The 12,046-nt window shown below is 38.0% G+C and carries 15 protein-coding genes; 11 read left to right on the forward strand and 4 right to left on the reverse strand.

What is annotated here, in order from left to right; translation table 11 throughout:
- Window positions 1–15 precede the first annotated feature (15 nt).
- Window positions 16–264: a ferredoxin gene (locus tag ACIQCO_RS14220; protein ID WP_066060880.1), complete on the reverse strand. Its 249-nt coding sequence runs from the start codon at window positions 262–264 to the stop codon at window positions 16–18.
- 268 nt (window positions 265–532) lie between these two features.
- Between ACIQCO_RS14220 and ACIQCO_RS14225 the strand changes: the two genes are divergently transcribed.
- The 5 genes from ACIQCO_RS14225 (at window position 533) to ACIQCO_RS14245 (ending at window position 4,984) form a co-directional block, all read left to right on the forward strand.
- Entirely contained in the window at window positions 533–1,570 is a 1,038-nt protein-coding gene (locus ACIQCO_RS14225) for a YpbB family protein (RefSeq protein ID WP_400429584.1), read from the forward strand.
- Entirely contained in the window at window positions 1,570–3,078 is a 1,509-nt protein-coding gene (locus tag ACIQCO_RS14230) for a RecQ family ATP-dependent DNA helicase (RefSeq protein ID WP_400429586.1), read from the forward strand. Before ACIQCO_RS14225 ends, ACIQCO_RS14230 begins: the two co-directional genes overlap by 1 nt.
- Window positions 3,075–3,680, forward strand: a complete 606-nt coding sequence (locus tag ACIQCO_RS14235) for a CPBP family intramembrane glutamic endopeptidase (RefSeq protein WP_400429588.1) — start codon at window positions 3,075–3,077, stop codon at window positions 3,678–3,680. Before ACIQCO_RS14230 ends, ACIQCO_RS14235 begins: the two co-directional genes overlap by 4 nt.
- Window positions 3,677–4,426, forward strand: a complete 750-nt coding sequence (locus ACIQCO_RS14240) for a LysM peptidoglycan-binding domain-containing protein (protein ID WP_400429590.1) — start codon at window positions 3,677–3,679, stop codon at window positions 4,424–4,426. The genes ACIQCO_RS14235 and ACIQCO_RS14240 overlap by 4 nt, the downstream gene beginning before the upstream one ends.
- 102 nt (window positions 4,427–4,528) lie before the next feature.
- Window positions 4,529–4,984 (forward strand): DUF2663 family protein, encoded by a 456-nt coding sequence (locus tag ACIQCO_RS14245; protein WP_400429593.1) that lies wholly within the window; start codon window positions 4,529–4,531, stop codon window positions 4,982–4,984.
- Window positions 4,985–5,011: 27 nt separating this feature from the next.
- Here the strand turns inward: ACIQCO_RS14245 and cotJC are convergent, their stop codons facing one another.
- Genes cotJC through ACIQCO_RS14260 form a run of 3 tightly spaced genes read right to left on the reverse strand, consistent with a single transcriptional unit; the run spans window position 5,012 to window position 6,089 of the window.
- Window positions 5,012–5,581: a spore coat protein CotJC gene (gene cotJC / locus ACIQCO_RS14250; RefSeq protein ID WP_400429595.1), complete on the reverse strand. Its 570-nt coding sequence runs from the start codon at window positions 5,579–5,581 to the stop codon at window positions 5,012–5,014.
- A gap of 20 nt (window positions 5,582–5,601) precedes the next feature.
- A complete protein-coding gene (locus tag ACIQCO_RS14255; protein WP_400429598.1) occupies window positions 5,602–5,862 on the reverse strand; it encodes a spore coat protein CotJB in 261 nt (86 codons plus the stop codon).
- Complete coding sequence (locus ACIQCO_RS14260) at window positions 5,859–6,089, reverse strand: spore coat associated protein CotJA (RefSeq protein WP_400429601.1); 231 nt, start codon at window positions 6,087–6,089, stop codon at window positions 5,859–5,861. Before ACIQCO_RS14260 ends, ACIQCO_RS14255 begins: the two co-directional genes overlap by 4 nt.
- Before the next feature lie 146 nt (window positions 6,090–6,235).
- On the opposite strand from ACIQCO_RS14260, the gene ACIQCO_RS14265 reads away from it, so the two are divergent.
- From ACIQCO_RS14265 to ACIQCO_RS14290, 6 genes are all read left to right on the forward strand, one after another.
- Window positions 6,236–6,868: a CBS domain-containing protein gene (locus ACIQCO_RS14265; RefSeq protein ID WP_400429603.1), complete on the forward strand. Its 633-nt coding sequence runs from the start codon at window positions 6,236–6,238 to the stop codon at window positions 6,866–6,868.
- A 131-nt stretch (window positions 6,869–6,999) separates the two neighbouring features.
- Window positions 7,000–7,779: a metallophosphoesterase gene (locus tag ACIQCO_RS14270; RefSeq protein WP_400429605.1), complete on the forward strand. Its 780-nt coding sequence runs from the start codon at window positions 7,000–7,002 to the stop codon at window positions 7,777–7,779.
- Between the two features lie 77 nt (window positions 7,780–7,856).
- Window positions 7,857–8,438: a genetic competence negative regulator gene (locus ACIQCO_RS14275; protein ID WP_400429608.1), complete on the forward strand. Its 582-nt coding sequence runs from the start codon at window positions 7,857–7,859 to the stop codon at window positions 8,436–8,438.
- Between the two features lie 246 nt (window positions 8,439–8,684).
- A complete protein-coding gene (locus ACIQCO_RS14280; protein WP_400429611.1) occupies window positions 8,685–9,962 on the forward strand; it encodes a Glu/Leu/Phe/Val family dehydrogenase in 1,278 nt (425 codons plus the stop codon).
- Window positions 9,963–10,045: 83 nt separating this feature from the next.
- On the forward strand, window positions 10,046–11,017 hold the full coding sequence (locus ACIQCO_RS14285; RefSeq protein WP_400429614.1) for a YpdA family putative bacillithiol disulfide reductase: 972 nt from the start codon (window positions 10,046–10,048) through the stop codon (window positions 11,015–11,017).
- A gap of 6 nt (window positions 11,018–11,023) precedes the next feature.
- Window positions 11,024–11,980: an asparaginase gene (locus ACIQCO_RS14290; RefSeq protein WP_400429617.1), complete on the forward strand. Its 957-nt coding sequence runs from the start codon at window positions 11,024–11,026 to the stop codon at window positions 11,978–11,980.
- The last annotated feature ends 66 nt before the right edge of the window (window positions 11,981–12,046 follow it).

Below are 12,046 nucleotides of genomic sequence, written 5' to 3' on the forward strand. Positions count from 1 at the left end.
ATTCTTAACAAAATATTATTCGAATTTAGTTGGATTGCCATCAAATGATTCGTCAGCAACTTTGATTGAATCAGTTGGGCAGCCTTCAAAAGCATCCATCATATCATCGATTAACACATCTGGAATTTCAACGATACCTTCATTATCGTCAAGAGTTACAAATGCAATGCCTTCATCATCATAATCATAAATATCTGGTGCTGCAGCGCCACATGCCCCACAAGCGATGCAAGTTTCCTTGTCCACAATTGTATACTTTGCCATGAAAAAAAACCTCCCAGTAATATAACAAAATTATTCTTCCTCGGTTTCCATTGTGAAAATGGAAACGCATTACTCATATCTATTGTAAAACTGTATGAGCAACTTTTCAATAGAAAAATGCTTTTAAATACTATTGTTTGTTTAATTGAATTTAATAAACTTCCACAATTTCGGACAACAAGAATCATCATTTCATGGTAGAATAAAATAAGAAAAAAAGGACATTTTGTCGAGATTATTCGAAAAAAGTGTGGGAGGAGGAGCTTGGGTGGCGAAATTAGCATCAATAATTCTGTACTGTTTAACACAATTAAACGGAGAAAGGACGATATATTCCATCTTTCACCTTTTGAACGGAAAAAAATCATCTCAAACCATCCAAGATGCCCACTTATTTTCTTTGAAAAACTTTTTTGGAGTATACGAATCCCTATCAAGAGAATCCTTCGAAGACATAATTCAATGGGTGCAAGAAAGCGGGTGGATCTATAATGATGGTGAGCAGCGATTCCTTCTTACGCCCGCTGGCAAGTCTTTTTTAGGAAGCCATCCAATACCCGAATATTTAAATGGCTGGGAGTATCACCCACTCACAACGCTGTTTTGGGAAAGGCTGAGTTTATTTATTCAGGTCACTTCGAATCTTGTTTTCCAAGAAACAAGATACATACCTATCCAAAAAAATAAGCAGGTTCATCAATGGCTGAAATCTGTATTAAAAGAAATAAAAGTACCAAGGAAGGAAATTGGGACAATTGTTTATTCCGAGCTCGTCGAATGCCTTGATAACACCAATGAAATCGACCCCTCGCAATTGGTGTTTCGGCTGACAGGTTTTCAGCAGATTGGCTTAACTGCTTCACAGACAGCTAAAAGACTACAGCTGGAATATCACGATTACCATATCGGGTTCATAAATACACTACATTACTTGATTCAAAAAATTAACGATAATGCTAATCGCTTTACGGTTTTAGTCTTTTTACTACACGATTTAAAGCAAGAAAATGAATTAACACTCTCTTCAAGGAAAACGCAAAAACTATTAAATCAAGGATATTCACCTGAGATGATTGCAAATTATAGGCATCTGAAGTTAAGTACAATTGAAGATCATTTTGTTGAATTTGCATTAAATGTAGATGATTTCACTATTGATCCTTTTGTGAATTCAGAGCTGCAAACGAAAATTCTTGAAATATCCAAACATTCAGCTACTAAAAAACTTAAGCTGATAAGGGAGAAAGTGCCGGCAGCCACTTATTTTCAAATAAGGCTAGTGCTGGCGAAGTATGGTGATCGGTAATGGAATTAGAAAGTATTTTAGAAAAGCATTTTGGTTATCATTCTTTTAAAACAGGGCAGAAGGAAGTAATCTCATCCATTCTAGCCGGAAATCATACATTGGCGATGCTGCCGACAGGTACAGGTAAATCGTTGTGTTACCAACTTCCTGGGCTAATATTAAAAGGGAAAATCTTAATTGTTTCCCCGCTTCTTTCCCTCATGCAGGATCAGGTAGAGCAATTTAAACGGTTTGGCGAAAAAAGAGTCATTGCCTTGAATTCATTTCTTACAACAGAAGAAAGAAATAATGTAATTAGCAGGTTAAACAGTTACAAGTTTATTTTCCTATCGCCCGAAATGCTCCGGATTCCCTTTATAATGAGAAGACTGCAAGACCTTGACATCTCATTGTTTGTTGTTGATGAAGCGCATTGTATCTCACAGTGGGGTTATGATTTTCGTCCAGACTATTCAAAGCTGGGTGACATTCGTCAAAAATTAGGAAATCCCCTTACCCTTGCGCTTACCGCGACAGCGACAAGCAAGGTAAGAGAGGATATTATTGCTTCTCTTCGAATAAAAGAAATAAACAAAATAGAATCGACGATTGACCGCCCGAATATAGCGATGTATGTTGAAAACGTAACCGACTATCATGATAAGCAAGACAGAGTAATAGAGCTGGTAACAAGTCTGAAAAAACCAGGAATCATTTATTTTTCAAGCAAAAAAGCGGCAGAACAAATGGCATCATTACTAGTAGATAAAGGGATCTGCCGGGCAATGCCCTATCACGGTGGTTTGGATCAAAATTCAAGAATTTTGATCCAACAACAATTTATCTACGGACAGCTTGATGTAATTTGTGCAACAAGTGCATTTGGGATGGGGGTAAATAAAGAAAATATTCGGTTTATTATTCACTATCACATGCCGATGCAGATGGAATCCTATCTTCAGGAAATCGGCAGAGCAGGCCGTGATGGACTTCCTAGTATTGCGGTATTAGTGTATTCACCTGGAGATGAGCAGCTTCCCATCCATCTTGCAGAAGGTGAATTACCTTCCGAGCTGCAAATTGATTGGCTGTTCAACAGATTAGCGGATGAACAACGATTAGTGGATGTTAAAGTGAAACTGCCGAATTCGTTTAAAGAGCTTGGTGGTTTTTCAGAAATTCAATGGAGAATGATAGAGGACTTTGTTTACAACCCGCATCGTCATAGAAGTCGGCTTGAAGAGCTACAAGAAGATTTTAAGAAATTTATCAAAGAAAGATTAATCGTTAAGAAAAAAAATATTTTTCAAATGAAAAAATGGGTGGAAGCCACTTCGTGCCGGAGAGAATTAATCTTGCAATATTTTGATGAAACATTGTCGGAAAAGATTCCCTGCTGCTGTGATCAATGCGGGTTGAAATTAAACGATTACCAAAATGAAAAGCAAACACTAACTCTAAAAGAAAATGAGCAGTTGTGGAAGGATTACCTTGCCAAAATCTTAACTAATCGTGAGTTGAGCAAATGAAAAAGAAGTATAATGAATTAATCATAAGTTTAACGGATAAAGATCTACTTTTTCACCTATATATGACGCAAATCATTCTTCTGGCGATTTCGTTCATTTTAGGATTTCTCTTATTTGATCATTTCTCCTATTTAAGCAAGATTCACTTGAATGACGTTAATATTGCTATTATCGGCATACCTGCTGGTGTTGCTGTAGTTATCATTGATATCGTATTAATGAAATTGCTTCCTGCTTCTTTTTATGATGACGGAGGACTAAATGAAAGGATTTTTAGAAAAAGAAGTTTTATCCATATAATAGTGATTGCCGGTCTTGTCGCATTTAGTGAAGAATTACTATTCCGCGGAATTATTCAAACAAGGGTTGGTCTCATCTTAGCAAGCATTATTTTTGCGATTATCCACTATCGCTACCTTTTTAATTGGTTCTTATTTTTAAATATCATCCTGCTAAGCTTTATTATTGGGATGATTTATGAGTGGACAGAAAATCTAGCGGTTACGATTGTTATGCATTTTGTTATCGATTTTCTTTTGGGCATATATATAAAATTAAGACGAATAAAAACGGCTGATGAACAGGGGGGAGCTGCGACGTGAACAAAGAAGAACCATATAGAGATCAAGCGGAGAGATTGAAACAGCGGATTCAAAAAATTAATGAAATAAATGAAATTGTCGATGAGGATGACAAATTACCTCCGAGAGAGCAGATCCATCGTCAAAAGAAAAAGAAAACAAAATGGAAGCTAAAATATCCTGTCATTCGCATACTAGTCCTGTCCTTTATCCTCCTGCCTATCATCATTTTTAGTGTGATTTCCTATCGTGATGGCGGGAAAAAAATTAATGGAACAGAAAAAAATTCAGGAGACTCAGTGTGGAATGAACCAATCAATTTTGAAAAGCAGAAGAAAGATGACGAAATCTTAGTCGATCAATCTAACAAATCTGACGAACCGAAGGAAATAAAGGATGATAATACGGACTTAAGTACCCCCGTGGAGAAGCGCGAAGAACCAAAGGTCGAACCTGACCAGCCTGTTACTACTACTAATGCCAAATCTTCTGCTCCACCCCCTGCACCAAATGCAGGCAATGCGAATAAGCAGGTTTCGGAAAAGAACAGTCAGCAGCAAGCAGAGAAGACCAATAGCCAAACTAATACGCCGCCAAAGAAAGATAAAATGGTCTACCATACTGTCCAGCCGCAAGAAACGCTCTATAAACTGGCGAAGAAATATTATAATTCAGCCAAAGGAATTGAGATTATTAAGAAGGCCAACAATCTGACCAGTGACCAAATTCAAGTGGGTCAAGTTTTGAAAATACCGTTAAACAACTAGCCGATCCTAGATCGGTTTTTTGTTTTAGAAACATATTGTTCAGGACAAGTTCATATGAATATATGGAAAAGGGGCGGGGCTTAAGAAATGGAGGGCGATAAAATGGATTCTCCAATCCAATTACTTGAGAATACCGATCAAGCAACGAAGCAAATGTTAGAAAATGTAAGGAAAAGAAAGAAAAAGTTTGAAGACACGAAAAAATGGCATTATTTTTCGGTATATGGAACACTCTTGTTTGCGTTCTTTTTCTTTGTTTATTTCTATTTAACAATTGCTGAGCATTATTCTTATTCTTTTTTAGCGATGCTATCGGCTGCTTTAAATGATACCATCAATGTTTTGTTATTAAGTATGACGATTATTGGGTTTGGGGCTATGAATCTTTTGAGACAACAAAAGGAGAAAAAGGAAAAGGAATTCCAAGAATTGCGCTGTGAAATCGTCGACCGCAGTAAGGATTTATGGAAGAGGGAGGAAGAATGGAAAAACCGTCATATTGTTTTTGAAATCATGAAAAAAAAATACGACATCAACCTTTATCACGAAAAAAAATAAGAAGCAGGCGTAAACTGCTTCTTATTTCTAAAAAATCGTCTTCCTATCTCTTTCTTCTTTTAAGATTTCTACAGCTTCACGGAACCGCTGTGCATGAATGATTTCTCGCTCACGCAAGAAACGAAGGCTGTCATTTATATCAGGGTCGTCACTAAGATTAATGAGCCATTGATATGTGGCCCTAGCTTTCTCTTCTGCAGCTATATCTTCATATAAATCAGCAATCGGGTCGCCTTTTGCAGCAATATAGGAGGCTGTCCACGGCACTCCTGCAGCATTATGATAGAACAGAGCGCCATCATGGTTAGCATAATGATCGCCAAGTCCAGCCGCTTTCATTTGCTCTGGTGTTGCATCTTTGGTTAATTTATACACCATCGTGGCAATCATCTCGAGGTGGGCAAATTCTTCTGTGCCGATATCTGTCAGAAGGCCAATTACTTTATCAGGAATGGTATATCTTTGATTTAAATAGCGTAAGGCCGCTGCAAGTTCACCGTCAGCCCCGCCATATTGCTCAATTAAATATTTTGCTAAAGTCGGATTACAGGTGCTGACACGTACAGGATATTGCAGTTTTTTTTCATAAACCCACATTTAATCGATCCCCCTTTTTATTAAACTTGCCATGGCCAAGGTGTATCTTTCCAATTCCAGGGATATCCGGAGTAGCTGTTTCCAAATTGCAGTAATGGTCCAAATTGGCTTTCAAAGGCCTTTTTAATTTTTTTTCTTTCTTTGACGTAATGATTAAATTGATTGATTGCTTCAAAATCATCCGGATGGGTGTCTAAATAGAGTGTCAGCTCGACCAAGATAAAATCAACCGTTTGAAGCTGCTCCATTAATGGATAATATTCGGCAGGTACCTGTTTCATGTTTGAAGCCCTCCTTTAGCCCTTTCAAAAGGGTTAAAATAAGGGTCATAGAAATCCTTCCAAAGCGTGCCGGCTCTAAGTGCTTCAGCAGGTGTAAATTGTGGAAGATTCGGTGGTTGAAATCCCATATATAAATGAGGTGGAGTGGAATAAGTTTTTTCAGTTAATGGTTTGCAAGGGTCAAATGGACTGGCGTAAGGATGATAGGTTTTTTGATGAGTATTCATGGTAGCCCTCCCTTTATTCAACATCATTTAATATTATGAAATATTTCTTGTTACATGACATAAAAGTTTAATATATTAAAGGGTTTTTCTATTGGTTGTCGAAGTATAATTAAGAGGGAAGGATTAATACTTTGAGGTGATGGGAATTGTTCGTAAAAAATATGATGATACCAAAGCATGAGTGTTATACGGCACAAGAGGGTGTAACGCTAAAAGAAGCTTTAGAAATGTTAGAAAAGTATCAAATTGATGGAATCCCAGTTGTAAGCGGCGATAAATATGTAGGGGTTGCAACAAGGTATACCATTTATGAAAGCTATTTTCTATCTAACAAAACCAAGGACGAATATTTAAACTCAACTTATGTTAAAGATATTGCCACACATCAAGAACAGTTTTTAGCGGGTGGAGAAGTATTCGAGAAAACACTTCTCAATTTGAAAGATTTCCCATTGTTAGCTGTGGTCGACAACAAGCGGAATTTTCTTGGAGTAGTAACACGATCTGATGTTCTAAGTTCGTTTGAAAGTGCATTTGGGGTAAATCGCCCGGGAGTGAGAATTGCGTTTACATCTGTTGAGACTGAAGGCAGGATTGCCCGTCTTTCGGAAATTGCCCATCACTTCCACGAGCACATTATTTCACTTGTTACTTTCGATGAAACAGATAAACTCGTACGGAGAATTGTCATGAAGGTTGAAAAGAAGGATAATATTGATAAGTTTTCCAAGAAGCTTGAAGAACATGGTTTCCGTATCTTAAGTATTGAAGAGGACTAATGAAACGAATTGGGAAATATTTAAAATCCCTCTCATACATTGTATGGGAGGGATTTTAAGTTTTTAAGTTTTAGTATTGATATGGTATGATTTCCGTACAACTTTAAGTAAGGAAATGGGGAAAAGAGAAAATGGTTGTTCTTTTTATTGTCCTGTTTATTATTGGCGGAAGCCTGCTCTTATATATGCTTCGAGAAGCATTTTTAAACGATGTAACGAAACACGAATTATTTTTTTCAGACTTCCCAGACACATTTGGTAGTGTTTCGCTCTTTTTTATATCGGATATTCACAGGCGGACCATTTCGGACAAAATTATTAATGGCGTTAAAGAGAAGGCTGATATCGTCGTCATCGGAGGGGATCTCACGGAAAAGGGTGTACCCTTTGAACGTGTTAAAGCCAACCTGTTGAAATTAAAGCAAATTGGCCCCGTTTACTTTGTTTGGGGTAATAATGATTATGAAGTTGATTATCATCAATTGGATGCCATCCTTCTCGAGACTGGGATAAAGGTGTTAGATAATACAGCCGTTACCTTTGAATCAGAACAGGGTGAGAAGTTATCTTTACTCGGAGTAGATGACTTGAATCAGAACCGGGATCGGCTTGATTTGGCACTATTAGATGCAGAAGCTGGGAGCTTCAAAATTTTAGCAAGCCATTATCCAAGTATTACTAAAAAAATCCATCCCGAACATGAGATCCGACTCGTGTTATCTGGACATACGCATGGGGGACAAATCCATATCTTCGGGTATAGTCCTCAAAAACGAGGCTGTATAAAAAAACTCAGGAATACGGTTCTGTTAATTAGTAACGGCTATGGAACAACGTCCCTTCCTTTAAGGTTAGGAGCACCTGCAGAAACCCATCTTATTACGCTAAGAAAAGGTAAGGACCGGTTATGATTGATGTAGACAATTCACCATTAGAACCCTAAGGCATACACTGAAAACAAGTTTATGTCACGGCAGGGGGCAAAAGCATGCGCTTAGAACGCTTAACGGCCAATAAAATAAAAATTTTTTTAACTTCTGATGATTTGTTTGAAAGGGGACTTTCCAAAGATGATATTTGGAAGGATTCAAGCAAATGGAATCAGCTCTTTCATGATATGCTCGAAGAGGCGAGTGAAGAATTTGATGTTGACATACAGGGTTCTGTTGCAGTTGAAATATTTTCCCTACAGGCCCAAGGTATGATTTTGATTATTACCGTTGATGAAGCAAAAGATGACGAAGAGTTGTTATATGATGGTTTTATTGAAATGCAGGTACGGCTTGAAGGCTGTGAGGACCTATTATATGAGTTTGAAGAATTTGAGGATATAATTAGTGTTTCAAAAAGACTGTCCAGGGTAGATATATTTGGCGGCAGCCTCTATTTTATGCGTAATCACTATTACCTTTTGATGGATAAAGCAGAAACGGTAAATAAAGAAAAGGCGGCTTGCATTTTATCAGAATACGGCTATCCCTCCATTATTAGCCCGTTCGTGTTAGCAGAATACGGTAAAGCAATTATTAAAAATAAAGCGGTGGAAACAATTCTACAGTATTTTAAATAAGCGTTATCGAGGATAAATATTTTTCGAAGGGGTCCGCCGCCCCTTTTTGTTTGTTGAGAAAAGAAGAATTCGAATTGGCAATGCTGCTTTAAAATTCCTGTTTGAATAATGTTGGCAGCGTTTACATATCCGCTCTTTAAAATATTGAAATGTGTGTTTTTCTTCTTGCATAAATCAATTAAACGTGTATACTTGTGACTGAAAGCGGACAACATTCGTAAAAGAGATTTCTTAGGAGGATTACAAATGGTAGCCGAAAATGGTACAGAAAAGACTAATCAAGTGGAAAAAAATGATGTGTTGAAATCAACACAAACAGTTATTCATAAAGCGCTTGAGAAGTTAGGTTATCCTGAAGAAGTATACGAGCTCTTGAAAGAGCCGTTACGTATGATGACAGTGAAAATTCCAGTTAAAATGGATGACGGATCGACAAAAATATTTACGGGATACCGTGCACAGCATAATGATGCAGTAGGACCGACAAAGGGTGGAATTCGTTTTCATCCGGGTGTGACTGAAACAGAAGTGAAGGCACTTTCCATTTGGATGAGCTTGAAATGCGGAATTGTTGATCTTCCATACGGCGGTGGTAAGGGCGGTATCATTTGTGATCCGCGTGATATGTCCTTTAGGGAGCTTGAAAGATTAAGCCGTGGATATGTAAGGGCAATCAGCCAAATTGTTGGGCCAACGAAAGATATTCCTGCACCAGACGTTTTTACAAATTCGCAAATTATGGCTTGGATGATGGATGAATATAGCCGAATTGATGAATTCAATTCTCCAGGATTTATTACTGGTAAACCGCTTGTACTTGGCGGTTCGCATGGGCGCGAATCGGCAACTGCAAAAGGTGTAACAATCTGTATCCGCGAAGCAGCTAAAAAGAAGGGCATTCAAATTGAGGGTGCAAGGGTTGTTGTTCAAGGTTTCGGTAATGCGGGCAGCTTTTTGTCCAAATTCATGCATGATGCAGGGGCAAAAGTTATTGGTATTTCTGATGCCTACGGTGCGTTGTACGATAAAGACGGTTTAGATATTGATTATCTTTTAGATAGACGTGACAGCTTTGGAACAGTCACTAAATTGTTTAATAACACGATTACAAACAAAGAACTGCTTGAACTCGATTGTGATATCCTTGTTCCTGCTGCCATTGAAAATCAAATTACAGCCGAAAATGCTCATAACATTCGCGCGACAATCGTAGTTGAAGCCGCAAATGGTCCAACGACATTAGAAGCCACAGAGATTTTAACAGAGCGCGGTATTTTACTTGTACCTGATGTACTGGCATCAGCTGGTGGTGTAACTGTTTCTTATTTTGAATGGGTACAAAATAACCAAGGTTACTATTGGTCTGAGGAAGAAGTAGAAGAAAAGCTTGAAAAAATATTGGTTAAATCTTTCAAAAATATTTATGACACTGCCCAAACACGCCGTGTCGATATGCGCTTAGCCGCCTATATGGTCGGTGTAAGAAAAATGGCTGAGGCGAGCCGTTTTAGAGGCTGGATTTAAGTTAATACATTGAAATATTGCAAAAAAACTCCTATCATAGACGATAGGAGTTTTTTGATTGTTTTTTAAGGAGCGTAATGATTATGCAAATAGAAGATATCATCATTGTTGGAGGAGGGCCCTGTGGTTTAGCAGCGGCAATTTCATTACAAGAAATGGGGAAAAGGCCTTTAATAATTGAAAAAGGTAATCTGGTAAATTCAATTTATCATTATCCGACACATCAAACATTTTTTAGTACAAGTGAAAAGTTAGAAATTGGCGAAGTGCCATTTATAACAGATAGCTATAAGCCTAAAAGAAATCAGGCTCTCGTCTATTATCGAGAGGTAGCTAAACGAAAACAGCTGCGTATTAACGGTTTTGAAAGAGTCACAAAAGTATCTAAGCTGGATGATTTATTTCAAATCGATACGAATAAACATACCTATTGTGCTCGCTATGTAGTTATCGCAACAGGTTATTATGATCACCCGAATTATTTGAATGTGCCTGGTGAAGACCTGCCAAAGGTTTTTCATTATTTCAAAGAGGCCCATCCTTATTTTGATAAAGATGTCTGTGTCATTGGCGGGAAAAACTCAAGTGTTGATGCCGCTCTTGAGCTTGTGAAGGCGGGGGCACGCGTAACTGTTTTGTATCGCGGAAAAGAATACTCCCCTAGCATTAAACCTTGGATTCTGCCTGAATTCGAAGCTTTAGTACGTGCTGGCACAATTTTAATGGAATTTAATGCTGAGGTGAAAGAAATAACCGAGAATCAGGTCATTTATCGTAAGGATGGAGAAGATAAGGAGATTACAAATGATTTTGTGTTTGCGATGATAGGCTACCATCCAGACCATCAATTTTTAAAAACAATGGGTGTGAAAATTGATTTGGAATCAGGAAGACCGCTTTTTAATCCAGAAACAATGGAAACGAATATAGATGGTATTTATATCGCGGGTGTTCTTGCAGCAGGAAATAATGCTAATGAAATTTTTATTGAAAATGGCAGGTTCCATGGCGGACAAATTGCCCGCTCCATTATAGACAAAGAAGCCAAAGGGTGATAGTTAATGAAAAAGGTTGTTTTATTAACAACAGGCGGTACAATAGCGAGCAAACCAAATAAGGATTCAGGTAAATTAGCTTCCGGTGCGTTAACGGGTGAAGAACTGGCGGCAATGTGTAATTTACCGAAAGACATGGAAGTGATTGTAGAGTCAGTCTTTCAAAAAGCTAGTATCCATATTACTTTTGAAGATTTAGTGGTCCTAAAAAATAAAATTGAAGCCTATTTTAAGGATAATGAAGTTTCCGGTGTAGTGGTTACTCACGGAACAGATACTATGGAGGAAACAGCCTATTTTCTTGATTTAACAATCAATGACCACAGGCCAGTGGTTGTAACAGGCTCACAGCGCTCCCCCGAGGATTTGGGAAGCGACGTCTATATTAATTTGCGGCACGCTATTTATGCAGCATGTTCAAGCGATTTACATAATGCCGGGGCCGTTGTCGTTTTTAATGAACGAATATTTGCGGCAAGGTATGTGAAAAAAGAACATGCTTCTAATATTCAAGGATTTAACGTGTTTGGCTTTGGCTATCTCGGTATTATTGATAATGATCAGGTCGATATCTTTCAGAAACCAATTAAAAGAGAATTTTTTGACATTCAATCACCAATTCCACAAGTCGAAATCATCAAGTGCTACATTGGGGCAGATGGGAAATTTATTAGGGCTGCCCGTGAGGCAGGTGTTGCCGGGATTGTCCTCGAAGGTGTGGGGCGTGGCCAGGTGGCTCCAATGATGATGGAAGAAATCGAAAAGGCAATGGAGGCAGGGATTAAACTGGTCATCACCACAAGTGCAGAAGAGGGTTCTGTTTACACAACCTATGATTATGATGGCAGTGCCTATGATCTTTATAACAAAGGGGTAATCCTTGGCAGCGACAATGACTCTAAAAAGGCACGAATCAAATTAGCGGTCGCGATTGCCAGCGGCATAAAGCATATTCATTTTTAACTCAGAGAATATATGAGTTACCAATGTGGAAGAAATCTTTTATTTAATTTATTTTGGATACATGAT

The sequence above is a fragment of the Neobacillus sp. NPDC093127 genome (genome assembly GCF_044754175.1).
In the GTDB taxonomy this organism is placed as follows: Bacteria; Bacillota; Bacilli; order Bacillales; family Cytobacillaceae; genus Neobacillus.